The sequence below is a fragment of the Turicibacter sp. T129 genome, from assembly GCF_025594975.1.
Lineage (GTDB): Bacteria > Bacillota_I > Bacilli_A > MOL361 > Turicibacteraceae > Turicibacter > Turicibacter bilis.
This window is the reverse complement of sequence record NZ_JAMQUU010000037.1, coordinates 1-24,911: the sequence shown is the minus strand read 5'-3', so window position 1 is coordinate 24,911 and position 24,911 is coordinate 1. Positions and strand designations below refer to the sequence as shown.

The window sequence follows — 24,911 nt, the reverse complement described above, 5'->3', positions numbered from 1 at the left end:
ATTTAGTCGTTTTTTCTTTTTCCAATAAATGACTGTTGATAGGAAACGTGCTACAATCTTCTTAACGTGAATAAGGAGTGAGAAAACTATGAACGTCAATGAAAAGATTAAAGCATTAAGAACAGAAATGAAACGAATTGGGGTACAAGCATACATTATTCCGAGTGCAGATGCGCACTTAAGTGAATATGTCGCAACACATTGGCAAGGACGCGCCTACTTATCAGGATTTACAGGTTCAGCAGGGACACTAGTTGTTACTGAGACAGAAAGTGGACTTTGGACAGATGGTCGTTACTTTATTCAGGCAGAGTCAGAGCTTGCTGGTAGTGAAGTTCAATTATTTAAAATGGGACAATCAGGTGTCCCGACAATTACTGAGTATTTAGCTAATACATTACAGGAAGGAAGTTGTGTGGGGTTTGATGGAAAAGTATTAGCCGCTTCAAATGTTTTAGAAATGTTAAAAACATTTGAGCCAAAAAAAATCAAAGTCTGTGGAGAACATGACTTATTAGATTCAATTTGGACGGATCGTCCAGCGATTCCAAGTACAGATGTTTTTATTCATGAGACCAAATATACGGGATACAGCTGTGCTGATAAGTTAAACATGGTTCGTCAAGAGATGAAAAAATCAAACTTAAACGGATATGTGTTAACGTCATTAGGAAGTATCGCTTGGTTATTTAATGTTCGTGGGGATGATATTTTATTTAATCCGTTAGTGGTATCGTATGCACTTGTATTAGAAGAGTCAGCTTATTTATTTGTTGATTCGCATCGCTTATCAGATGAGGTGACTAACTACTTAACAACTAATGGAGTGACCTTGAAGGAGTACGATGAAATCGATGAGATATTGGCCTCATCTGTTGTGTCTGGGCGTATTTTATGTCCACTTGAGACGGTGAATTATTATTTATATCATGTGCTAGTTAATCATGAAGGGGCTGAAGTTGTAGCGGGATTTGATCTTGTAAACAACTTAAAAGCGGTCAAAAATGAAACCGAAATTAAAAATACCCACAATGCCCAAGTCAAAGATAGTTGTGCCTTAGTCGGTGCCATGCAAGAGATTTATGAAAAATTAGATGCTGGGGAATTAGTGACAGAATACGATGTGCGTGAAATTTTAGAAGTTTATCGTCGACATCAGCCGTTAAACTATGGATCAAGTTTCGGGGCCATTGTTGCTTATGGTGCAAATGCGGCGATGATGCATTATAATCCGACAAAAGAAAAGTGCTCACTGATTGAGAAAAAAGGGTTTTTACTCATTGATTCTGGAGGTCAATATTTAGATGGAACAACAGATATTACACGTACATTTGTCTTAGGTGAATTAACAGAAGAAGAGAAAATTCATTATACCCTAGTGTTAAAAGGCCATATTAATTTGAGTAAAGCAGTCTTCCAAAAAGGATGCTCAGGAGGAAATTTAGATATTTTAGCACGCCAGCCACTTTGGTCGCATGGTTTAGATTATCGTTGTGGAACAGGACACGGTGTTTCTTACTTTGGTGGTGTTCATGAAGGGCCACAAGGATTTAGATTAACACAAACTGTTCCTCTGCAACCAGGAATGATGACAACAAATGAGCCAGGGGTTTATGAAGCGGGTCGCCATGGAATTCGCATTGAAAATACATTACTCGTTGTTGAAAAATGTGCAACTGAATATGGAGAGTTTTATGAGTTTGAAACGATCTCGTATTTCCCAATTGATACAAAAGCAATCATTGTTGAGATGTTAAATGATGAAGAATTAGCTTGGTTTAATCAGTATCATCAAAAAGTAGTCGAAACCTTATCTCCTCATTTAACAGGAAAAGCTTTAGAATGGTTAAAACGTGAGGCTATTCAATTAAGCAGATGATAAACCTTATCCTTATAATATAGAGAGAGTGCGAATGAATTACTAAATATTAGATAAAACTAACAAAATGCTTGAAATTTTGCTGACTTAAAGTGATATGATAACCCTGTAAACGAATTCATTTTTAAGTGAGGGGGATTTTACGTGAAAAAGTATTTAGTTTTAGATATCGGTGGAAGTGCAGTTAAATATGCAAAAATGGATGAAGAAGCTACCATTTTAGAAAAAGGTAGTGTTAAAACACCACTTGATAAAGTTGAAAGTTTAATTGAAGTTATTGGCTCTTTGTATGATCAGTATCAAGATGAAGTTGAAGGAATAGCCATTAGTATGCCAGGGGTTTTAGATGTTGAACGTGGTTATGCTTATAGTGGAGGATTTTTAAGATATAATACAGACGTGGAAATTGTCAAATTAATTCAAGAGCGCTGTCCTGTTAAGGTCACAATTGAAAATGATGGGAAATGTGCAGCTTTAGCAGAAGTGTGGAGAGGTAGCTTGCAAGATGTGAATGATGCGATTGTCATTGTTCTTGGAACAGGTATTGGCGGAGGGGTTGTCATTAACCGTAAGGTTCATAAAGGTTCGTCATCATTTGCAGGAGAGTTTAGCTCAATGCGTTTAAATAATCAAAAATTAGATGATGGTGAATATACGTGGGGATTTAGCGGTGGAGCAAGACAATTATCAAGTAAAGTGGCTGAAGTAAAACAGTTAAATCCAGATGAGGTGGATGGTTATTTCATCTTTGAAAAAGCAAATGAAGGAGATGAAGAAGTTTTAGCAATTTTAGATGAATTTACAAAACAAATCGCAGCACAAATTGTTAACCTTCAATGTGTAATTGATCCACAGCGTGTGGCCATTGGTGGGGGAATTAGTGCTCAACCATTATTGCTAGAATATATTAGAAAAAATGTGGATAGTTTCTCAGATAATTTTGGGAACTATAAACCTGGTGTCCAAGTAGTTCCATGTACGTTTAGAAATGATTCGAATTTAATAGGTGCGCTTTATCATTATTTAACATATACAGCTTAAGGGAAGTCTTTAGTGACTTCCTTTTTTTGTTTGATGAATTTAAAAGACGTTTTAAAGTGAGGGTGATATAATAAGTTTAATCAAGCATCTATGAAAGGACTGAATAAAATGGAACAAGTCTATCCACGTATTGTTGAATTTTTAGAAGAGGAGCTAGGCAAAGATACGAGTGGTCATAGTTTAGATCATGCGATTCGTGTTTATAAAAATGCTAAAGCTATTTTAAAATCAGAGGGTGGAAATGAACGTGTCGTTTTAATTTCAGCGTTAGTTCATGATGTCATTGACTCCAAGTTATTTGAAGATTCAAGAGAGCAACAGGCTAAATTATTAATCTTTTTGCAAACACTTGGATGTAGCCAAGTAGAGCTTAAAGAAATTTTCTACATTATTGAAAATATTTCTTATAAGGGGGGAACAGGTGAACCTGTTCACACACTTGAAGCCAAAATTGTTCAAGATGCGGACCGATTAGATGCCATTGGAGCAATTGGAGTTGGTCGAACATTTATGTATGGTGGATCAAGAGGAACTAAAATGTATGATGAAAATATCCTACCAATGGAGTTTGAAGATGAGACGGCTTATCGCCAACATAAAGGAACAGTTATTAATCATTTTTATGAAAAATTATTTAAATTAAAAGATTTAATGAATACAGAAACAGCGAAAAAAATCGCTAATCAGCGCCATGAATTCATGGTGACGTTCGTCGAGGAATTTTTGAATGAATGGAAGGGACAAGCCTAAATAAAAAATAGAGTCGAATATTGTGATTAAAATTGATTAAAGGTTGACTTTTTTTCCTGTTTCTCCTATAATTACTGAGAAAGCTTTAATTCGGTCCCGTGAGGCTGAGAAGAACACGTTTAAAAGATAATAGAACTATATCTTCCTTTAATGGAATTCGTGTATCCTCTTTTGGCCTACCTAAGTTAGCTGAAAGAGGATTTTTTATTTAAAAAGCTGAAAGTGGCAATTGAAATTTCATACAGGTCGTAGTTCGTAGTCTAAACTCGAATTTTGAGTTTAATGACATGAGGTGACTTGGTAGAAAATCTGCTGCTCGAAGCTAGATTGGAATGATATCTTGTTTCTAATATGACTAATACTAGGTAAGCAATCTTGCAGAATTTTACGAATTTTTATAGGAACGAACTTAACTAGTCTAAACTAACTTATTACCAACTTCGTGTTCTTTCTAAGTAAGGATATCCGATAGGATAAGTCATCTAAGGAGGAATTATAATGGAAAAGAAATTAATTTTAGATGTGCATGAAAAACCGAAAGTAGCACATTGGATTGCGTTAAGCATTCAACACGTGTTAGCCATGTTTGGATCAACAGTACTTGTTCCGATGTTAACAGGACTACCAGTTAGTTTAGCATTAGTATCATCAGGAATTGGAACGTTATTTTATTTATTTGTTACAAAAGGGAAATCACCTGTTTATTTAGGATCATCATTTGCTTATATCGCCCCAATTACTTCAGCATTAGCTCTTGGAGCAACTTTGAATGCAGATGGTTCAATTGCGAGTCATCCAAATTACGGAGCCGTAATGGGTGGATTAATGATGGTTGGGCTAGTTTATTTAGTGATTGCTTTGATCATTAAGTTTATCGGAACAGATTGGTTAAATAAAATTTTACCGCCGGTTGTTATCGGACCAACAATTATGGTCATTGGGTTAAGTTTGGCAGGAACAGCTGTTAACATGGCATCAGAACATATAGTGGTTGCCTTAATTACATTATTAACAGCAATTATTGTCTCAACTTATACAAAAGGGTTATTACAACTACTTCCAATCTTTAGCGGAATTGTTGTGGGATATATTTCAGCTGTCGCTTTCCAATTAGTCGACTTTAGCGCAGTTAATGAAGCAAGCCTCTTCGCTATGCCTAATTTTGCGTTCTTACACTCAAAACCAGTCTTTAACTTAGAAGTAGCAGCAATCATGGTGCCAGTAGCCATTGTAACAATTACAGAACATATTGGAGATCATTTAGTTTTGGGATCAATCGTCGGGCGTGATTTAACAAAAAATCCTGGGTTACATCGTACATTAATCGGTGATGGAGTAGCAACATTCTTCGCTGGATTTATTGGTGGACCTGCTAATACAACGTATGGTGAAAATACAGGAGTCATTGGATTAACAAAAGTTGCTTCTGTATGGGTCATCGGTGGAGCAGCTGTGACAGCCTTTGCTTTAGGATTTATTGGTAAGTTTACCGCATTAGTTCAAACAATTCCTAGTGCTGTAATGGGTGGAGTAAGTATTCTTCTATTCGGAGTTATCGCTTCATCAGGGGCACGCGTCTTAATCAATAACCAAATCGATTTCGGACGTCAACGTAACTTAATTATTGGAGCAGTTATCTTAATCGTAGGAATTGGAGGCTTAACAATCAACATCGGTCAAATTACTTTATCAGGAATGGCATTAGCCGCAATTATTGGTGTGATCTTACACTTAATCTTACCAGATAAAGAAGCCTCTTATGGACAAAGATCTAACAAAACTGAATTTGAATTAGAAGTAGTTGGAGAAGAATCAACAACTTCAGAAACAGTAATGACTAAGGAACAAACAACAGCTATTTAGTCCTTTATAAAAAAAGTCAGCTTCTTTGCTGATTTTTTTATAAACATTTTTATAGAAAATATTGTTAAAAAAGGAAGAATATTGTTTAATTTTATATAAAAAAGGGTGAAATTATGAGTGCTATTAAACATTTAACACGATTGTCAGATTTTACAGTAGAAGAAATTATGGAAATTTTAGAACGTGCCAATCGTTATGCATCTGGTGAAACAATTCCACAACTTGAAGGAAAAGTGGTAGCTAATCTCTTTTTTGAACCGAGTACACGAACGCAATACTCATTTATGATGGCAGAACAAAAATTAGGATTAAAAACAATGGATTTCACAGCTGAAACGTCAAGTGTTCAAAAAGGTGAGACGTTATACGATACTGTCAAAACGTTTGAAGCAATTGGAGTTGATGGAGTGGTAATTCGCCATCCACAAAATAATTACTTCGAAGAATTAATTCCTAATTTAAACATTCCAATCTTCAACGGAGGAGATGGAAGTGGAAATCATCCAACCCAATCATTATTAGATTTATTAACGATTTATCAAGAGTACGGTAAATTTGAAGGATTAAAAATTGCAATCGTTGGTGACATCGCGCACTCTCGTGTAGCTCACACAAATATCGAGGTCATGAACCGATTAGGAATGGAGGTTCACTTAGTAGCTCCTGAACAATTCCAAGAAGAAGGATACGCATGGGAGAACTTAGATGAGGTGCTAGAAGAAATGGATATTATCATGTTACTTCGTGTTCAACATGAGCGTCATCACGGTGGAATGCAGTTAACAAAAGAAGAATACCATAAGCAGTATGGCTTAACGGTTGAACGTGAAAAACGCATGAAAGAAGGAGCTATCATTATGCATCCAGCCCCATTTAACCGCGGAGTAGAAATTGCAGACGATGTCGTTGAATGTAAACGTAGTCGAATCTTCAAACAAATGAGTAATGGGGTATTTATTCGAATGGCAGTGTTGGTGGGATCCCTGGGCTACGTAGATTAAGATCGTAGCTATCCTCCGCTGGTAGGGTAAATTGAAACTAGATGATATAAGAGTAAAAGTTATAATAGTTCAATTCAAGTAGTAGGGCTAAATACTATTAGAAACTTATGGAGTAGGGAGTGAAGTGTCATGATTCTTTTAAAAAATGGGCGACAAATCAATGAGAGTAATGAATTAGTAGCTGTTGACCTTTTAGTCAAAGATGGAATCATTATTGAAATGACTGAATGTATTGAAAATACTGAGGCACAAGTTTATGATTTAGCAGGAAAATTAGTCTCGCCAGGATTAATCGATGTTCATGTTCACTTAAGAGAACCAGGGTATGAGCGAAAAGAAACAATTGAAACAGGAACGAAAGCTGCCGCACGTGGTGGATATACAACGATTGCAGCGATGGCAAACACGATTCCAGTCCCAGATTCAATGGAAAGTGTGACCTATATCGAAGGGTTATTACAACAATCGGCACAAGTACGTGTTTTCCCGTATGCAGCTATCACCCTTGGTGAGAGAGGACAAGAGATTGTTGATGTTGAGGCTTTATCAGAAACAAGTATCTTAGGGTTTTCAGATGATGGACGTGGAATTCAAGAAGCGGGTGTAATGTATCAAGCGATGCAACGTGCCAAGGCTGTGAATAAACCAATTGTTGCACACTGTGAAGATGATAGTTTGTTATTCGGTGGATATTTACATGATGGAGAATACGCAAAAGCAAATGGACATCGCGGAATTTTATCAGTTAGCGAATCAGCGCAAATAGCTCGTGATATTATGTTAGCTCAGGCGACGGGGGTTCATTACCATATCTGCCACATTAGTACGAAGGAAAGTGTTGAATTAGTTCGATTTGCAAAAGCCCAAGGAATTAATGTGACTGCTGAGGTGTCACCGCATCATTTAATTCTTTGTGATACAGACATCGTTAACGATGATCCAAACTTCAAGATGAATCCGCCACTACGTGCTGATGCTGATCGCATAGCATGTGTGCAAGGTTTATTAGATGGAACAATTGATGTTATTGCAACAGATCATGCTCCACATCATGAAGATGAAAAAGCATGGGGAATTGAAACAGCACCATTTGGGATTGTCGGATTAGAAACAGCTTTTCCATTAATGTATACGACATTCGTTAAAACAGGGAAGATGACGTTAAAACAATTAATTGATTGTATGAGTACAAAGCCTGCAACTATCTTCAATTTACCATACGGAAAATTAGAAGTTGGAGCAGTAGCAGACATTACCATCATCGATTTAGATAAAGAGATGGAAATTGATTCAACTCAATTTTTATCAAAAGGAAAGAATACGCCATTTAATGGTTACCGTGTAGCGGGATGGCCAGTGATGACATTAGTAGATGGCAAAGTGGTCTACAAAGACGAACAGGTGAATTAATAGGAGGGTTAAATGATGTATAATCGTAAACTTGTATTAGAAGATGGAACAGTATTTTTAGGAACAGCATTTGGATGCCTTGAACCGATGACCGGGGAAGTCGTATTCAATACAGGGATGACAGGATATCAAGAAATTTTATCGGACCCATCATACTTTGGACAAATGGTTACGATGACGTATCCTTTAATTGGTAACTATGGAATTAATGATCATGACTTTGAATCATTCTCACCATCAGCATCAGCCTTAATCGTTAAAGAGTATTGTGAAGTGCCATCAAACTGGCGTTCAGCAAAAACATTAAGCGAATTATTAGAAGCAAAAGGTGTACCAGGTTTATGTAATGTGGATACTCGTGCTTTAACAATTAAAATTCGTGAGCATGGAGCTATCCGTGGAATGATTGCAGACATCAATAAAAGTAATGAAGAAATTTTAGCAGAGTTAAAAGCAACACCAGTATTAGATCGTCATGTTGAACAGGTATCAACAAAAATGGTTTACTCAGCACCAGGAAAGGGACATCGTATTGTTTTAGTTGATTTTGGTGTGAAAAAAGGAATCATCCGTGACTTAACAGCACGTGGATGTGAAGTCATCGTTGTCCCATTTAATACGACAGCTTCTCAAATCGATCACTTAAATCCAGATGGAGTTGTTTTAAGTAACGGACCTGGGGATCCAAAAGATGTCGTTGAAGCTTTACCAATGATTCGTGAAGTTCAGGAAAAATATCCATTAATGGGAATCTGCTTAGGGCATCAATTATTCGCGTTAGCAAATGGTGCAGACACGAAGAAAATGAAATTTGGACACCGTGGATGTAATCATCCAGTTAAAGATTTAGAAACAAACAAAGTTCACATTACTTCTCAAAATCATGGATATGAAGTATGTCGTCAATCAGTTGAAAATACACCACTAGAAATCACTCATGTTGCTTTAAATGACAACACAGTTGAAGGATTAAAACATAAAGAATATAAAGCATTTACTGTTCAATACCACCCTGAAGCATCACCAGGACCAGACGATGCAAGTTATTTATTCGATCGTTTTATTGCTAATTTAAAATAATTTTTATAATGAAATAGAGAAATTAGGAGGAAGCAAGGATGCCAAAACGTACAGATATTAACCGAATTTTAGTTATTGGTTCAGGACCAATCATCATCGGGCAAGCAGCAGAGTTCGACTATGCAGGAACACAAGCCTGCCAATCTTTAAAAGAAGAAGGATATGAAGTCATTCTCGTTAACTCAAACCCAGTGACGATTATGACAGATACAGAAGTTGCTGATAAAGTTTACATGGAACCTTTAACGAAAGAATTTTTAAGCAAAATTATCCGAAAGGAACGCCCAGATGCCGTTTTACCATCACTTGGAGGACAAACTGGATTAAACTTAGTCGTTGAATTAGCAGAGGATGGAATTTTAAGAGAATGTGGTGTTGAAATTTTAGGAACAGATTTAGCAGCCATTAAAAAAGCAGAAGACCGAGACATGTTCCGTGAATTAATGTTTGAATTAAACCAACCAATTCCAGAATCGGTAATTGTTAATACCGTTGAAGAAGCAGTAGACTTCGCAAATGAAATCGGATATCCAATTATCGTTCGCCCGGCCTTTACATTAGGTGGAACCGGAGGAGGAATCGTAGAAGATGAAGAAGGTTTACGTACAACTGTTGAAAATGGATTAAATTTATCACCAGTTACACAATGTTTAATTGAAAAATCAATTGCGGGATATAAAGAAATTGAGTACGAAGTGATGCGTGATGCAAATGATAATGCGATTGTCGTATGTAACATGGAAAACTTTGATCCAGTTGGAATTCATACAGGAGATTCTATCGTCGTCGCTCCATCTCAAACATTAGCTGATCGTGAATACCATATGTTACGTGATGTTTCATTAACAATTATCCGTGCTTTAGGAATCGAAGGTGGATGTAACGTACAGTTAGCTTTAGATCCAAATAGCTTTAACTACTATGTTATCGAAGTCAACCCTCGTGTTTCTCGTTCATCAGCCTTAGCGTCTAAAGCAACAGGATATCCAATCGCAAAAATCGCAGCAAAAATCGCTGTAGGTTTAACATTAGATGAAATCATCAACCCAGTGACAGGTGTTTCTTATGCTTGCTTCGAGCCAGCATTAGATTATGTTGTTGCTAAAATCCCACGTTGGCCATTTGATAAATTCAATTCAGCTAATCGTCGTTTAGGAACTCAGATGAAGGCAACAGGAGAGGTTATGGCAATTGGGCGTAACTTTGAAGAGTCATTATTAAAAGCTGTTCGTTCATTAGAAACAAAGGTTTATCATGTTGAGTTAGAATCATTAAAAGAAGAATCAGATGAAATCTTATGGAAACGTACGAAGTTTGCAGATGATGAGCGTTTATTCGTGATCAGTGAGTTAATCCGCCGTGGAACAACAATCGAAGAAATCCACAACGTCACAAAAATTGATTTATTCTTCTTAACGAAATTAAAAGGAATCATCGATTTCGAATCAGTTGTAAAAGAAAATCCTTGGAACCTAGACATTTTAGGACAAGCTAAGCGTTTAGGGTTTGCCGATATTACAATCGCAAAATACTGGAATTCTACTGAATTAGATGTTTACAACTTCCGAAAAGAAAAATCATTAATGCCAGTTTATAAAATGGTAGATACATGTAGTGCAGAATTTGAATCAAAAACACCTTACTACTATGGAACATACGAAACATTCAATGAATCAAAACGTACAGATAAACCAAGCGTTGTTGTATTAGGATCAGGACCTATCCGTATCGGACAAGGGGTTGAGTTTGATTACGCAACAGTACACTGTGTAATGGCAATTCAACAAGCAGGATATGAAGCAATTATCATTAATAATAATCCTGAGACAGTTTCAACAGATTTCTCAATTTCAGATAAATTATATTTTGAACCATTAACAATCGAAGATGTTATGCATGTGATTGACTTAGAGCAACCTGAAGGAGTGATCGTTCAGTTCGGTGGACAGACAGCAATTAACTTAGCATCTAAGTTACAAGAACGTGGAATTAAAATTTTAGGAACATCTTTAGAAAATATTGACCGTGCAGAAGACCGTGATCAATTCGAAAAATTATTAAAAGATTTAGAAGTTCCTCAACCATTAGGAGCAACTTGCCAATCAGTTGAAGGGGCAAAAGAAATTGCTAACCGTATCGGTTACCCAGTCTTATTACGTCCTTCATATGTATTAGGTGGACGTGCGATGGAAATCATCGATAATGATGCTGAAATCGAACGCTATATGAAAGAGGCATTAAAAGAAAATGGGGAAAATCCAATCTTAATCGACCGTTACTTAACAGGTAAAGAGGTTGAAGTCGATGCGATTTCTGATGGAGAAAATGTTTATATTCCAGGAATTATGGAACACATTGAACGCGCCGGAGTTCACTCAGGGGATTCAATGGCAGTTTATCCACCACAAACGTTATCAAAAGAAGTTATGGATAAATTAATCGATTATACAACACGTATTGCTCGTGGTTTAAAAATCATCGGATTATTAAATATCCAGTTCGTTGTGACGAAAGAAGAAGAAGTTTACGTATTAGAGGTTAACCCACGTTCATCTCGTACCGTACCATTCTTAAGTAAAATCACAAACGTCCCAATGGCTAATATTGCAACAAAGGCAATCTTAGGGCAATCGTTAGTTGAGCAAGGATATGAAACAGGATATCATCCACATTCTGAAGGTGTTTATGTTAAAGCACCAGTCTTCTCGTTCTCAAAATTACGTAAAGTAGACATTTCTTTAGGCCCAGAAATGAAGTCGACAGGGGAAGCAATCGGTAAGGATCGTACGTTAGAAAAGGCATTATACAAAGCGTTAGTTGCAGCAGGTATGAAGATGCCAACACATGGACGCATCTTATTCACCATTGGAAATAAAGATAAAGAAGAAGCAGTAGAACTAGCACGTCAATTCACTGAAATCGGATATGAATTAATTTCAACAGAAGGAACTTGTAAGTTATTACATGAAAACGGAATTTACGCTGTTCCAATCGCAAAAATCGGTGAAGAAGGTAAAACAGTTTTAGACGTAATCCGTGGACAACAAGTTCAATTCGTTATCAATACATTCTCAGTAAGTAAAAAAGATCGCATCACAGATGGGTTCTTAATTCGTCGTGAAGCGGTAGAAAATAACATTCCATGTTTAACATCATTAGATACAGCGCGCGCGGTTTATAAAGTATTAGAATCAATGAGCTTTGCAATTGACGCAGCTATCTAATCCAATGTTTATAAAACCGACATCTTTTTAGATGTCGGTTTCAATAAGCAATTAAATAAAGTATAGTTAGAAGTTTAATTTAAATAGAATCTAGATTATAGGGGGTTCCATCTATGCGTAAAGTTCAGAATATGACGGTTGTCAGTCAAAAGTTAATTGCAAAAAATGTGTATGAAATTATTTTAAGTGGAAACTTAGTTCAAGGAATGCTGCAAGCAGGGCAATTCGTCAATATTAAAATTAACGAGGTGGCTTATCCACTATTAAGACGTCCAATCTCAATTTGTGAGATTAATCAAGAGTTAAATCAATTTAAGATGATTTACCGTGCAGAAGGAGAAGGAACAAAACTTCTTTCTCAAAAACAAGCAGGTGAACAAGTTGATATTTTAGGACCGCTAGGAACAGGATTCGACATTGAAGATGTTCAAGCAAATGAAACAGTTGTATTAGTTGGGGGAGGAATTGGAGTTCCACCAATGTACGAAATGGCCAAACGATTACATGCAAAAGGTAACAAAGTGATCGCTGTTTTAGGATTCGCTTCTTCAGTTGATGTTTTCTATGAAGAAGAATTTAAAGCTTATGCAGACGTATACATCACGACAATGGATGGTAGTCATGGTTACAAAGGTAATGTTGTTGAATTAATCAATGACAAACAATTAAACTTCGACTGGATTTATGGATGTGGACCAAAAGTGATGTTAAAAGCGATTGATGAACAATTCGGTCAAACGAAAAAAGGATATTTATCATTTGAAGAGCGCATGGCATGTGGAATTGGAGCTTGTTATGCTTGTGTTTGTCAATTAAACAGTGGGAAAATGGCTCGTGTTTGTAAAGAAGGACCAGTATTCAAACTTGGGGAGGTTGCATTATAATGAATCGTTTAGCAGTTAAATTACCAGGATTAAATCTTAAAAACCCAGTTATCCCAGCATCAGGATGCTTTGGATTTGGACGGGAATTCGCTGAATATTATGACTTGTCACGTTTAGGATCTATCATGATTAAGGCTGCAACCGATGAGCCGCGTATTGGAAATCCTACACCACGCGTGGCTGAAACACCAGGTGGAATGTTAAATGCAATCGGATTACAGAACCCAGGTGTTGATGTCATTATTGAGCGTGAATTACCATTTTTAGAACAATATAATTTACCAATTATCGCAAATGTGGCAGGTAAAACATTAGAAGAATACGTTACAGTTGCTGAAAAAATTTCTAAAGCACCAAATGTAGCTGCTTTAGAAATCAATATTTCATGTCCAAATGTTAAAGAAGGTGGAATTGCCTTCGGAACAGATGCGAATGTTGCCGCAGAATTAACGAAAGCAATTAAAGAAGTTTCAAGTGTTCCAGTTTATATTAAATTATCCCCAAATGTCACAAATGTTGTTGAGATTGCAAAAGCAGTTGAAGCGGCAGGGGCGGATGGAATTACAATGATTAATACGTTACTTGGAATGCGTTTTGATTTAAAAACAGGAAAAACAATCTTAGCTAATGGAACAGGTGGATTATCAGGACCTGCGATTAAACCAGTTGCACTACGTATGATTCATGATGTGTATAAAAATGTTAACATTCCAATTATCGGAATGGGTGGAATTGAGACAGCAGAAGATGTGTTAGAATTCTTATACGCAGGAGCGAGTGCCGTTGCTGTAGGGACAGCTAATTTCATCAACCCATATGCATGTGTGGATATCATCGACCGCTTACCAGAAGTATTAGACAAATACGGATTTGAAAAATTAAGCGATGCAGTCGGATATGCTCATAAATAAATGATAAAAGAGGTTTAGTAATCGACTACACTTTTTTTCAAAAAGGGATAAAAATTTGATAGAAACTACTTCAATAGTTGACAAAAAATAGGGTATCTTCTATAATTACTGAGAAAGCTTTAATTCGGTCCCGTGAGGCTGAGAAGAACACGTTTATATTTTAATATATTCCCAATTATTTTTATGGAATTCGTGTATCCTCTTTTAGCATACTCATAGGCTGAAAGAGGATTTTTTTGTATAAAAGACTGGAGCTTGAAGCTAGAGTGTATAAAAAGCTGAATTGAGTGGTAAATAGGGATTAGCACTATTCTGAATTTTATAAAGATTAGATTGGGTTACTAGAATTAAAGCAACTAAAAGGGAGGATGTTCTACGTGAATAAAGCAGTTATCATTGCATTAGATTTTAAAAATTTTGAAGAGACAAAAGCATTCATTGATCAGTTTGAAGAATCATTATACGTTAAAGTTGGGATGGAACTGTTTTATGCAGAAGGTCCTCAAATCATCAAGTATTTAAAAGAGAAAAACCATAAAATTTTCTTAGATTTAAAATTACATGACATTCCAAACACAGTGAAGAGTGCGATGAAAAACTTAGCACGCTTAGGTGTAGATATGGTAAATGTTCATGCAGCTGGAACAATTCCAATGATGAAGGCTGCTGTAGAAGGATTAATTGAAGGAACACCAGAAGGTGGAAACCGACCATTATGTATTGCGGTGACTCAATTAACGTCAACAAGTGAAGAAATTATGCAAGAGCAAATTTTAATCAATGAAACGTTACCAAACACAGTATTAAAATATGCCCAGTTTACAAAAGAGGCTGGTCTAGATGGAATCGTCTGCTCTGCGTTAGAAACAAAAGAAATTCATGAAAAATTAGGATTAGATTTCGTAACATGTACACCAGGAATCCGTCAGGCTAGTGACAGTGTAGATGATCAAAAACGTGTCGTCACACCAGAAAAAGCACGAGAATTAGGATCAGATTACATCGTAGTCGGACGCTCAATTACACGTGCACAAAACCCAGTTGAAACATATCAGTTAATTAATAAACAATTTCTTGGATTATAAGATTCATAAAATATTATAACTATGAGGAGAGATTTATTTATGAAACGTACAATTGCTAAACATTTACTAAATATTCACGCCGTATTACTACGTCCAGAAAATCCATTCACTTGGACATCAGGAATTAAGTCACCAATCTATTGTGACAACCGTTTAACATTATCTTATCCAGAAGTTCGTCGTGACATCGAAGCAGGATTATGTGAAATTGTAAAAGAACATTATCCTGAGTGTGAAATGTTAATGGGGACAGCGACAGCTGGTATTCCTCACGCTGCAATTATGGCAGATAAATTAGACTTACCAATGGGATACGTACGTTCATCAGCTAAAAAACATGGCCGTGGGAACCAAGTTGAAGGATTAGTTAAAGAAGGAATGAAAGTAGTCGTTGTTGAAGATTTAATTTCAACAGGAAAATCTTCAATTGAAGCTGTTGAAGTTTTACGTGAATTAGGGTGCGATGTATTAGGGATCGTTTCTATCTTCTCATATGAATTAGAAACAGGATTAAAGAACTTAGAAGCAGCATCATGCAAAAATGTTTCATTATGTAACTATCAAACGTTAGTTGAAGTTGCAGCAGAAATTGGAGAAATCTCTGAAGAATCAATTGAAAAATTATCGGCATGGCGTAAAGATCCAAGTGATGAAAGTTGGTTAACAAAATAGTTAATTAGGAATCGATATGTTCGATTCCTTTTTTATAAATGTAAATGATAGACAATAATATCTAATTAAGAAGGAATCTATTTTTAACTAAGTTATTAACAAACGATAATATTTATAAAATACTATAAAAAATTGATAAGATGTATTTATGTCTCTGTTTGTTTTTCCAATTTTAGGATGGGTGAATATTGACAAAGAATGAAATAGAGAGCATGATAATTATAAGTAGATTTATTAGTTATGACGTAAGGTATTTGTCACAATGACAAGTACATAATAAATTTACAGTGAGAAAAATGAATTGTTTATCTAACTAGAAAAGGGTGGATTCATGGGAGAGCGTATTATTATTGCATCACAATCAGAGAGATTAGTGTCAACAATTAGGTCCCAAGTAACGAGTTCTGGTTATGAAGTCGTAGGGATAACGACGGATGGATATGATTTAATTCGCCGGTCAAAAGCATTAGCACCCGAAGTAGTTATTGTGGATGAAGATTTGCCAGGAATGAGTATTGTATCACTTGTAGAAACATTGATTCATGAACGTCAAGCAGTTTTATTATTAGGAAAGTCTTATCAAAAGTTTTATTATAGACAAGATCCGTATTTTGAATTTTGTGAAAAGCCGGTTCAATCCATTGTTTTATCAACGATGCTACGTGTCTTGACGAAATACGGTCAAACAGTCAGACAATTAGAATCAAAAGTTAACGAATTAGAACAAGCTCAAAAAACTGAGAAAACTATACGGTTAGCTAAGCGTGCGTTACAACAAAATCAGAATATGACAGAGGATGAGGCACATCGCTATATTCAAAAACGTAGTATGGAACTACGAATTAGTAAGTTAGAACTTGCTGAGAGAATTTTAAAAAGTTATAAAAAAAACAGTTGATTTTATTAGAGAAATCTCATATAATGGAAACATAGACAAAGGCGTCTTTAAGAAACAATATTTAAACTAATAGATGATGAACAATGGGGTTCATTAAACAATGTGTTTTGTTTAACACTTGTTTAGTGAACCCTTTTTTGTTAATTTTGATCAATGTCGATAAGATTAACAGACTCAATCACTGAGTGTATCATTATCTAGAATAGGGCAGTATCTATAATTGGGAAAATCAATGATTATTAATGGATTATGAGGAGGAGTTCTAAATGGCAACTTTAACAAAAGAAGAAATCTTACGTATTGCACATGAAGAAGGAGTAAACTTTATTCGTTTAATGTTTACAGATTTATTTGGGGTAGTAAAAAATGTTGAGATTCCTTTATCTCAATTAGAAAAAGCATTAAGCAATCAAATGATGTTCGATGGATCGTCAATTGAAGGATTTACTCGTATTCAAGAAAGTGATATGTACTTATATCCTGATTTAAGCACATGGTTAATCTTCCCTTGGACGCCAGGAGAAGCTAAAATTGCTCGTTTAATCTGTGATGTTCATAATGTTGATGGAACTCCATTTGCAGGAGACCCACGTTCTAACTTACGCCGTGTATTAGGTGAAATGAAAGAATTAGGATTTGCTCGTTTCAATTTAGGGCCAGAAGCTGAGTTCTTCTTATTCAAATTAGATGAGAATGGATTACCAACAGGTGAATTAAATGACCACGGTGGATACTTCGATTACGCACCATTAGATTTAGCAGAAAATTGCCGTCGTGATATCGTAATCGAACTTGAAAAATTAGGATTTGAAATTGAGGCATCTCACCACGAAGTTGCTCCAGGGCAACATGAAATCGACTTCAAATATGATGATGTATTAGCAGCATGTGACAAAATTCAAACATTTAAATTAGTTGTTAAATCAATTGCTCGTAAACACGGATTATATGCAACATTCATGCCAAAACCAATCGCTGGAATCAACGGTTCAGGAATGCACTGTAACGTTTCATTATTCAATGAAGATGGATCAAATGCATTCTTTGATAAAGAAGGAGAGTTACAATTAAGTGAAACAGCATATCATTTTATGGCTGGTATCTTAAAACACGTTCGTAACTTCACAGCCGTATCTAACCCAACAGTTAACTCATATAAACGTTTAACTCCAGGTTATGAAGCTCCAGTTTATGTGGCATGGTCACCATCTAACCGTTCGCCACTAGTACGTGTACCTGCTTCTCGTGGAATGGGAACTCGTTTAGAAGTACGTTCAGTTGACCCATCAGCTAACCCATATTTAGCATTAGCTGCAATCTTAGCATCTGGATTAGATGGAATCAAAAACAAATTAACACCTCCAGCGTCAGTTGAAGAAAATATCTTTGAAATGACTCAAGAAGAATTAGATGCACATTCAATTACAGCTTTACCAGGATCATTATCAGAAGCTGTAAAATTATTAGAGCAAGATGAAGTTATTAAAGATGCTTTAGGTGCTCATATTTTTGAAAAATTCGTTGAAGCGAAACATGCTGAATACGATGAGTATCGTTTAGCTGTTCATGAATGGGAATTAAAACGTTACATGAGCTTGTTATAATTGATGAACCTTTTTAGATAGAAAATCATATTTATTTCGGGAGTATTAAATAAATAAAGAACTTTTCTGAGGGGAAGCAGAAAAGTTCTAAAAGACGATTGGTTGAATTACAAATTGTAATTGATCCAGTCGTCTTTTTTAGTTTATTAATCAAAAACAAATCACAATTTTTTAATTTTTACATAAAAGAGATAAGGTTCTTGTTATAATAAGTATAGAAAAAAAGAGGGAGTGAAGTAGATGAAATTAATGTTCGCATCGGATATTCATGGATCAGCTTATTGGGCAAAAAAAGTATTAGAACGTTTTGAAGAAGAGCAAGCGGATTACTTAGTGTTACTTGGTGACTTATTGTATCATGGACCAAGAAACCCGCTACCACAAGACTATAATCCACAAGTAGTTATTAAATTATTAAACAGTATCAAACATCAAATTATTGCGATTCGTGGAAATTGTGATAGTGAGGTTGATCAAATGGTGTTAGAATTCCCCATTACAGCAGACTATAACGTTATTCCATTAAAAAATCGTAAATTAATGGCCTCACATGGACACCTTTATAATGATCAACAAATTCCGAGCTCATTGATTGAAGGTGATATCTTCATTTTTGGTCATATCCACGTGCCAATTTTAAAACAACAAGATGGTGTGTACATCTTAAATCCAGGATCGACAACCTTACCAAAAGAAAATCATCCAAATTCATATGGGATTTTAAATCACGATCAGTTTAAAGTTAAAACATTTGATGGAAAAGTCTACAAAGAAATCGCACTAAAATAAAAACTCGTCTTTAGACGAGTTTTTTTATAAGCGATAATCCATAAAATTCACTTTATATTTTTTTAACATTTGAATTTGATTTTGTTTTATCAGGTCTTCTACTGGTTTCTCAACATAGGTGATATGCCACGGTTCATATTGATACCTAGTTAAATGAGTTAGTGGTTGTGGATAGCGAATAATGAATCTATACTCATGGGCATATTCACCTAACCAAATGATTTTCGTTGGTTCCATTTCTTTATTCATGATAAATGCACATTGTGGTTGATGCTCACTATGAATTGGGTGTGGACTGTATGTATCAGCTATTTGTTAATCATCTTCTCAACAATATTCATCATAAAGATTTTTTTAACAGTCATAAGTTCCATAAACCGATAGGATAGAAAGATTTAGTTTTTCTTTTTTAGCATCAGATATGAGTGATAAGAAGGTATGCCCGACTTCCTAACAGGTACGATAGGGTGATTGTAGGAAGTAAATTAAATTTTTAGGTACAGAAGAAGAAAGAAGCTCGTAATAGTTATTCACAATCAGAGGAAATTGCTCTAAATTAGACATTTTAATCTCGGTATATGAAGCTAAATTTAGTTTTACATTTAAACGTCAAAAAATCTGATTATAGGATAGTTGTGGATAACTTTTTTTAATACATCATCTAACGGTTAATATTGTTTTCAACATAGTAATAAATCCTCTAAATTTTTGCATCACGTTTAATTCCTTCTCAGTAAAAAAAACAGCATAATCAATCATGCTGTTTTAATATATTATTTTTTAGCAATGGGTTTCACAACAACTTGTCCTTCGGCATCTATATACAAACCAATACATAATCTAGAGATTTTAAGTCAAGCTAAGTTCTTAAAATACGTTGATAGTATGACTGATTTATATAATAAAGGAGTTAGACCAGAGACATGATCATAACAAATCTTTATGTAGTTAATCCCAGTCTGCGTATCAACAACGATATGCAACTTATCACTTAGGCCTCCTGGTTCATAAGAAACAACAAATCGAAGCGATATTCAATTTCTCCAAAGCGATATAGATTATATTGTTTATATACGAGCTACGCCAGTTTCTTTTGCTACTTTTTTAACAGCATCTGCTACGCGTTCAGCGACTTTTGGATCAAATGGCGAAGGAATGATGAAGTCAGCGCGTAACTCTTCTTCTGGGACACATGAGGCAATAGCCATTGCGGCTGCTAATTTCATTTCTTCATTGATTTTTGTGGCACGCGCATCTAAAGCTCCACGGAAAATACCAGGGAAAGCTAAAACATTATTAATTTGATTAGGGAAGTCTGAACGACCTGTTCCGACGACTAAAGCGCCACCTGCTAATGCATCTTCTGGCATAATTTCAGGATTTGGGTTCGCCATCGCAAAGATGAAAGGATCTTTATTCATGGAACGAACCATTTCAGGTGTCACAATGTTGGCAACTGAGACTCCGATAAATACATCAGCACCGACTAACGCAGAGGCTAATGTATCATCACCGATGAAGTTTTCTTTATTTGTAATTTCAACTAACTCTTTTGTTAAGAAGTCATAGCGATCAATTTTATCACGATGTACAATTCCATCAATGTTGTAACCGATAATATCCCCAACCCCTAATTGATTTAACATTTTAATAATGGAACTTCCCGCTGCTCCGGTTCCACTCACAACTACTTTTAAATCTTCTAATTTACGATCGGTTAACTGGCAAGCATTAATTAAAGCTGCACTCACAACGATAGCTGTACCGTGTTGGTCATCGTGGAAAACCGGAATATCCATTTCTTCGATTAGACGACGCTCAATCTCGACACAACGAGGTGCCGAAATATCCTCTAAATTAATTCCTCCTAAAGATGGAGCTAACAATTTACAAGTTTGAATAATCAGTTCAGGATCTTGTGTATCAAGACAAAGAGGAAAAGAGTCTACCCCAGCAAACTGTTTTAATAAAATAGACTTTCCTTCCATAACAGGTAAAGCGGCTTTCGGACCAATATTTCCAAGTCCTAAAACAGCTGAACCATCCGTAATGACGGCAACCATATTTCCTTTACTTGTGTAAGTATATACTTCGTCTTCATTTGCTGAAATCACACGACAAGGCTCAGCAACACCAGGTGAATAAGCTAGACTTAAATCTTCCTTCGACTCAACCTTAACCTTTGAATTAATCTCGATTTTTCCGCGAGCCTGTGCATGTAATGCTAACGATTGTTCAAAAACATTCATAATAAATCCTCCAAATAGTTTTTTCGATTAGTTTTGAGTTGAATAAAGACTATTACCATGACAATCTGTCGCCACAATAACAGGAAAATCTTCCACCACTAAGCGGCGAATCGCCTCTGTTCCTAAATCATCAAAAGCAATCACTTCAGCTTCTTTAATATGTAAAGCAAGAAGCGCCGCCGCACCACCAACAGCTGCAAAATAAACAGCATCATTACGTTTCATCGCATCAATTACCTCATGATTACGTGGACCTTTACCGATCATTCCTTTTAATCCTAAATCTAAAAGGGTCGGTGCGTAAGCATCCATTCGATAACTTGTCGTCGGACCTGCCGATCCAATGACGGCACCTGGTTTTTCAGGTGTTGGACCGACATAGTAAATGATACTATCTTTTAAATCAAATGGTAATGGTTCATTTGCATCTAAACGTTCAATTAATCGTTTATGAGCTGCATCACGTGCTGTATAAATGATCCCAGATAATTCAACAATATCCCCAGCTTTTAAGTTTTTAGTGACTTCTTTTGTTAACGGTAAGTTAATTTTCATTGTCCTCATCCTTTAATTAAAAAATTTCTGTGACATGTCTTGAGGCGTGGCATTGAATGTTGACTGCCACGGGTAAAGATGCAATATGGCATGGATAAGCATTAACTTTGACGGCTAATGCAGTTGTGCTTCCACCGAACCCCATTGGACCGATATTTAACTCATTAATTTCAGTTAATAATTCTTTTTCAAGACGTGCGCAAATTTCATCTGATGATGTATCTTCTAATGGACGCATTAATGCTTGCTTAGAGAGTAGGGCACATTTTTCAAAATTCCCACCAACCCCGACTCCGACAATAATCGGTGGACAAGGGTTTCCTCCAGCTTTTAAAATCGTATCTAGGACAAATTGTTTAACCCCTTCATAGCCATCTGATGGTTTTAACATTCCAACCGCACTGACATTTTCACTTCCAGCACCTTTAGGGGCAATCGTAATTTTTAATTCATCGCCTTCTACCCATTGGTAGTGAATGATGGCTGGCGTATTATCCTTCGTATTGATACGGTCTAGAGGATGTGCAACGACTGATTTTCTTAAATAACCGTTTTGATATCCACGTCGGATACCTTCATGAATGGCCTCTTCAAGGTTTCCAATCAATTGAATACTTGAACCAATCTCAACAAATACGACAACAATTCCTGTATCTTGGCACATCGGTACTTGTGAATTTGTTGCAATTTCATCATTTTTAATAATTTGACTTAAGATGGTTTGCCCAAGAGTAGAACTTTCGTTTTCTTGAGCTTGTCTTAATGTCGTCATAAGTGATGAGCTTGCATTATAGTTTGCTTCAATACACATTGATTCAATCTTTGGAATAATGCTTGATACTTCAAGTTTTCTCATAGATGAAATCCCTCCTATCACCTAGTATTTTACAGGATGTGACAATAGATGAAAAGAAAAAGCAGAGAGGATAATGATAAGTCGATAGGAAAAGATAATTAATGTTGAAAAATATGAAGTGAGAAGCGTATTCTTGCTAAAGAAAAGATTGCATTTTTGAAATTTACTTTACCATAAAAGAATCTAAGTAATCATCCTAGATTACAGAGGTCTTTTCTTCTTCTTTTTTCGTTCGGTTCATTTTGATAAAATATTATTTAAATTAACAAAAATCAAAAGCGATTTCGTGTCGAATCTACTTGAGATAATAGATAATTAAGAAATTTTTTGAAAATTATGTCTTAAGCGCTATAAAAGGTGAAAATATCTTTAACAACTTGGGCTAAAGTTTGATATAATACAATAGGTATTCGTGTAAAAACAGAAAGGAAGAGCGTCGATGGAAGTGATTAAAATAGAAGGAGGACGTCCATTAAACGGAACGGTCCGAATTGATAGTGCTAAAAATAGTACAGTTGCTTTAATTCCTGCGGCCATTTTAGCGGATTCTTCAGTTATTTTAGAAGGTGTTCCACAGATTGTCGATGTTGAGCATCTAGGGATGATGATTGAACAATTAAATGGTACATATAAGATAGATAATGACGAGTTAATTATAGATCCTACAAATTTAATCAATACACCATTAGTAGAGGGTGCAGTAAATAAATTACGAGCTTCATATTATTTTATGGGGGCTTTACTTGGAAAATTTAAAGAAGCAGTGATTGGAATGCCTGGGGGTTGCTACTTAGGTCCACGTCCAATTGACTTACACTTAAAAGGATTTGAAGCTTTAGGAGCAACTATTACACAAGAATCGGGAGCGATTCGCTTAAAAGCCGAGAAATTAACAGGAGCTAAGATTTATTTAGATTTTGCTTCAGTAGGGGCTACGATTAACATTATGTTAGCTGCCGTTAAAGCAGAAGGAACAACGATAATCGAAAATGCTGCGAAAGAACCAGAAATTATCGATTTAGCTAATCTTTTAAATAGTATGGGAGCTAAAATTAAAGGAGCAGGAACAGGTGAAATTCGTATTCAGGGAGTTTCATCACTTCATGGCACACGTCATGCAATTATTCCTGACCGTATTGAAGCTGGAACATATATTACTTTAGCAGCTGTCGCTGGAGAAGAAGTTAAAATTGATAACATTATTCCTCATCACTTAGAGGCGTTAATTGCAAAATTACGCGAAATGGGTGTGGATATTGATGTTCATGCAGATCATGTCATTGTACGTGGCGGCAAAGAAATGAAAGCCGTTGATTTTAAAACAAGTACTTATCCAGGACTTGCAACAGATTTACAACAACCATTAGTGACTTTATTAACACAAGCAACTGGGGTTGGAATGGTAACAGATACAATCTATTCTGATCGTTTCAAAAATTGTTTCGAATTAAATAAAATGGGAGCAAATATTAAAGTTCAAGGAAACTCTGCGATTGTTCAAGGACCAACAAAATTACATGCTGCTCGCGTAAAAGCAACAGACTTACGTGCGGGAGCTTCATTAGTGATTGCGGGGTTAATTGCTGAGGGTGTAACCGAAATCGGAAATACATACCATATTGATCGTGGATATTCAAATATTGAACAAAAATTAAACAATATCGGTGCTAAAGTTTGGCGTGAAACTGTAACAGAATAATAAAACAAAATAAAAATGGAATGCTAAGATAGAGTACTTTATTTGCAATTAACTAATTTCATAGCAATTGTCAAATTTTAATTGATCGATTCATGAAAATTTTTATTGCACCAGTACTATAAATTTAGTATAATTCTATTGTTATATAGACTTTCTCTGATTAATCAATTAATCAGGGCCGAAGGAGTGAACTAGAATGAAACAAGGAATCCATCCAGAATACAACCGTATTAACGTAGTATGTACAACTTGTGGAAACGAATTCGAAAGCGGATCTGTTAAGAAAGAAATTCGTGTTGACACTTGCTCAAACTGTCATCCATTCTACACAGGACGTCAAAAATTCGCTCAAGCTGATGGACGTATCGAACGCTTCAACAAAAAATACGGAATCAACACTAAATAGTTTTGATTTTGAAACACCACCATTTGTGTGGTGTTTTTTTTTATGTGCGCCCGGC

General features: G+C 35.7%; 22 protein-coding genes. 17 read left to right on the top strand and 5 right to left on the bottom strand.

Annotation, left to right across the window (positions count from 1 at the left end; genetic code table 11):
• Positions 1-88 precede the first annotated feature (88 nt).
• From NEH75_RS07495 to yfcE, 15 genes are all read left to right on the top strand, one after another.
• On the top strand, positions 89-1,879 hold the full coding sequence (locus NEH75_RS07495) for an aminopeptidase P family protein (protein ID WP_055305069.1): 1,791 nt from the start codon (positions 89-91) through the stop codon (positions 1,877-1,879).
• Between the two features lie 144 nt (positions 1,880-2,023).
• Positions 2,024-2,920: an ROK family protein gene (locus NEH75_RS07490; protein WP_082417942.1), complete on the top strand. Its 897-nt coding sequence runs from the start codon at positions 2,024-2,026 to the stop codon at positions 2,918-2,920.
• Between the two features lie 108 nt (positions 2,921-3,028).
• The gene (locus NEH75_RS07485; protein ID WP_055242526.1) at positions 3,029-3,670 is read left to right on the top strand and encodes an HD domain-containing protein; all 642 of its coding nucleotides are present in this window, start codon (positions 3,029-3,031) and stop codon (positions 3,668-3,670) included.
• Positions 3,671-4,168: 498 nt separating this feature from the next.
• Positions 4,169-5,533, top strand: a complete 1,365-nt coding sequence (locus NEH75_RS07480) for a solute carrier family 23 protein (RefSeq protein WP_055275275.1) — start codon at positions 4,169-4,171, stop codon at positions 5,531-5,533.
• A 113-nt stretch (positions 5,534-5,646) separates the two neighbouring features.
• Positions 5,647-6,534, top strand: a complete 888-nt coding sequence (locus tag NEH75_RS07475) for an aspartate carbamoyltransferase catalytic subunit (protein ID WP_055275273.1) — start codon at positions 5,647-5,649, stop codon at positions 6,532-6,534.
• A gap of 129 nt (positions 6,535-6,663) precedes the next feature.
• A complete protein-coding gene (locus NEH75_RS07470) occupies positions 6,664-7,944 on the top strand; it encodes a dihydroorotase (RefSeq protein ID WP_055275271.1) in 1,281 nt (426 codons plus the stop codon).
• A 15-nt stretch (positions 7,945-7,959) separates the two neighbouring features.
• On the top strand, positions 7,960-9,024 hold the full coding sequence (locus NEH75_RS07465; protein ID WP_055275269.1) for a carbamoyl phosphate synthase small subunit: 1,065 nt from the start codon (positions 7,960-7,962) through the stop codon (positions 9,022-9,024).
• A 38-nt stretch (positions 9,025-9,062) separates the two neighbouring features.
• A complete protein-coding gene (gene carB / locus NEH75_RS07460; protein ID WP_262948722.1) occupies positions 9,063-12,248 on the top strand; it encodes a carbamoyl-phosphate synthase large subunit in 3,186 nt (1,061 codons plus the stop codon).
• Between the two features lie 113 nt (positions 12,249-12,361).
• The gene (locus NEH75_RS07455) at positions 12,362-13,132 is read left to right on the top strand and encodes a dihydroorotate dehydrogenase electron transfer subunit (protein WP_055275267.1); all 771 of its coding nucleotides are present in this window, start codon (positions 12,362-12,364) and stop codon (positions 13,130-13,132) included.
• Positions 13,132-14,043 carry a dihydroorotate dehydrogenase gene (locus NEH75_RS07450; RefSeq protein ID WP_055242505.1) on the top strand — a complete coding sequence of 304 codons (912 nt, stop codon included), beginning with the start codon at positions 13,132-13,134 and terminating at the stop codon, positions 14,041-14,043. Before NEH75_RS07455 ends, NEH75_RS07450 begins: the two co-directional genes overlap by 1 nt.
• A gap of 368 nt (positions 14,044-14,411) precedes the next feature.
• Positions 14,412-15,128: an orotidine-5'-phosphate decarboxylase gene (gene pyrF, locus NEH75_RS07445; RefSeq protein WP_317453095.1), complete on the top strand. Its 717-nt coding sequence runs from the start codon at positions 14,412-14,414 to the stop codon at positions 15,126-15,128.
• Between the two features lie 39 nt (positions 15,129-15,167).
• A complete protein-coding gene (pyrE, locus tag NEH75_RS07440; RefSeq protein ID WP_055275262.1) occupies positions 15,168-15,800 on the top strand; it encodes an orotate phosphoribosyltransferase in 633 nt (210 codons plus the stop codon).
• A gap of 331 nt (positions 15,801-16,131) precedes the next feature.
• Positions 16,132-16,698 carry an ANTAR domain-containing response regulator gene (locus NEH75_RS07435; RefSeq protein WP_055242511.1) on the top strand — a complete coding sequence of 189 codons (567 nt, stop codon included), beginning with the start codon at positions 16,132-16,134 and terminating at the stop codon, positions 16,696-16,698.
• 266 nt (positions 16,699-16,964) lie between these two features.
• Positions 16,965-18,302 (top strand): type I glutamate--ammonia ligase, encoded by a 1,338-nt coding sequence (gene glnA / locus NEH75_RS07430; protein ID WP_055242513.1) that lies wholly within the window; start codon positions 16,965-16,967, stop codon positions 18,300-18,302.
• Positions 18,303-18,542: 240 nt separating this feature from the next.
• Positions 18,543-19,091: a phosphodiesterase gene (gene yfcE, locus NEH75_RS07425; protein WP_055305074.1), complete on the top strand. Its 549-nt coding sequence runs from the start codon at positions 18,543-18,545 to the stop codon at positions 19,089-19,091.
• Positions 19,092-19,115: 24 nt separating this feature from the next.
• On the opposite strand, the gene NEH75_RS07420 is transcribed toward yfcE, so the two are convergent.
• From NEH75_RS07420 to NEH75_RS07405, 5 genes are all read right to left on the bottom strand, one after another.
• Positions 19,116-19,376 (bottom strand): D-alanyl-D-alanine carboxypeptidase family protein, encoded by a 261-nt coding sequence (locus tag NEH75_RS07420; RefSeq protein ID WP_262941064.1) that lies wholly within the window; start codon positions 19,374-19,376, stop codon positions 19,116-19,118.
• Between the two features lie 569 nt (positions 19,377-19,945).
• Complete coding sequence (locus NEH75_RS13615) at positions 19,946-20,125, bottom strand: DUF6440 family protein (RefSeq protein ID WP_147614350.1); 180 nt, start codon at positions 20,123-20,125, stop codon at positions 19,946-19,948.
• A gap of 33 nt (positions 20,126-20,158) precedes the next feature.
• The gene (locus tag NEH75_RS07415; protein ID WP_305888118.1) at positions 20,159-21,343 is read right to left on the bottom strand and encodes an NADP-dependent malic enzyme; all 1,185 of its coding nucleotides are present in this window, start codon (positions 21,341-21,343) and stop codon (positions 20,159-20,161) included.
• A gap of 24 nt (positions 21,344-21,367) precedes the next feature.
• Positions 21,368-21,895, bottom strand: coding sequence for a Fe-S-containing hydro-lyase (locus NEH75_RS07410; RefSeq protein ID WP_055275257.1), 528 nt, complete (start codon positions 21,893-21,895; stop codon positions 21,368-21,370).
• A 16-nt stretch (positions 21,896-21,911) separates the two neighbouring features.
• Positions 21,912-22,751, bottom strand: coding sequence for a fumarate hydratase (locus NEH75_RS07405; protein WP_055244802.1), 840 nt, complete (start codon positions 22,749-22,751; stop codon positions 21,912-21,914).
• A 439-nt stretch (positions 22,752-23,190) separates the two neighbouring features.
• Here NEH75_RS07405 and NEH75_RS07400 point away from each other — a divergent pair, with 439 nt between their 5' ends.
• Both NEH75_RS07400 and rpmE read left to right on the top strand, forming a co-directional pair.
• Positions 23,191-24,450: a UDP-N-acetylglucosamine 1-carboxyvinyltransferase gene (locus NEH75_RS07400; protein ID WP_055244800.1), complete on the top strand. Its 1,260-nt coding sequence runs from the start codon at positions 23,191-23,193 to the stop codon at positions 24,448-24,450.
• 196 nt (positions 24,451-24,646) lie between these two features.
• The gene (gene rpmE / locus NEH75_RS07395; protein ID WP_055244798.1) at positions 24,647-24,856 is read left to right on the top strand and encodes a 50S ribosomal protein L31; all 210 of its coding nucleotides are present in this window, start codon (positions 24,647-24,649) and stop codon (positions 24,854-24,856) included.
• Positions 24,857-24,911 lie beyond the last annotated feature (55 nt).

Coding starts and splice junctions, on each gene's coding strand:
- NEH75_RS07495 (WP_055305069.1), top strand. CDS start 89: ATGAACGTCAATGAAAAGATTAAAGCATTAAGAACAGAAATGAAACGA.
- NEH75_RS07485 (WP_055242526.1), top strand. CDS start 3,029: ATGGAACAAGTCTATCCACGTATTGTTGAATTTTTAGAAGAGGAGCTA.
- NEH75_RS07480 (WP_055275275.1), top strand. CDS start 4,169: ATGGAAAAGAAATTAATTTTAGATGTGCATGAAAAACCGAAAGTAGCA.
- NEH75_RS07475 (WP_055275273.1), top strand. CDS start 5,647: ATGAGTGCTATTAAACATTTAACACGATTGTCAGATTTTACAGTAGAA.
- NEH75_RS07470 (WP_055275271.1), top strand. CDS start 6,664: ATGATTCTTTTAAAAAATGGGCGACAAATCAATGAGAGTAATGAATTA.
- NEH75_RS07465 (WP_055275269.1), top strand. CDS start 7,960: ATGTATAATCGTAAACTTGTATTAGAAGATGGAACAGTATTTTTAGGA.
- carB (WP_262948722.1), top strand. CDS start 9,063: ATGCCAAAACGTACAGATATTAACCGAATTTTAGTTATTGGTTCAGGA.
- NEH75_RS07455 (WP_055275267.1), top strand. CDS start 12,362: ATGCGTAAAGTTCAGAATATGACGGTTGTCAGTCAAAAGTTAATTGCA.
- NEH75_RS07450 (WP_055242505.1), top strand. CDS start 13,132: ATGAATCGTTTAGCAGTTAAATTACCAGGATTAAATCTTAAAAACCCA.
- pyrF (WP_317453095.1), top strand. CDS start 14,412: ATGTTCTACGTGAATAAAGCAGTTATCATTGCATTAGATTTTAAAAAT.
- pyrE (WP_055275262.1), top strand. CDS start 15,168: ATGAAACGTACAATTGCTAAACATTTACTAAATATTCACGCCGTATTA.
- NEH75_RS07435 (WP_055242511.1), top strand. CDS start 16,132: ATGGGAGAGCGTATTATTATTGCATCACAATCAGAGAGATTAGTGTCA.
- glnA (WP_055242513.1), top strand. CDS start 16,965: ATGGCAACTTTAACAAAAGAAGAAATCTTACGTATTGCACATGAAGAA.
- yfcE (WP_055305074.1), top strand. CDS start 18,543: ATGAAATTAATGTTCGCATCGGATATTCATGGATCAGCTTATTGGGCA.
- NEH75_RS07410 (WP_055275257.1), bottom strand. CDS start 21,895: ATGAAAATTAACTTACCGTTAACAAAAGAAGTCACTAAAAACTTAAAA.
- NEH75_RS07405 (WP_055244802.1), bottom strand. CDS start 22,751: ATGAGAAAACTTGAAGTATCAAGCATTATTCCAAAGATTGAATCAATG.
- NEH75_RS07400 (WP_055244800.1), top strand. CDS start 23,191: ATGGAAGTGATTAAAATAGAAGGAGGACGTCCATTAAACGGAACGGTC.
- rpmE (WP_055244798.1), top strand. CDS start 24,647: ATGAAACAAGGAATCCATCCAGAATACAACCGTATTAACGTAGTATGT.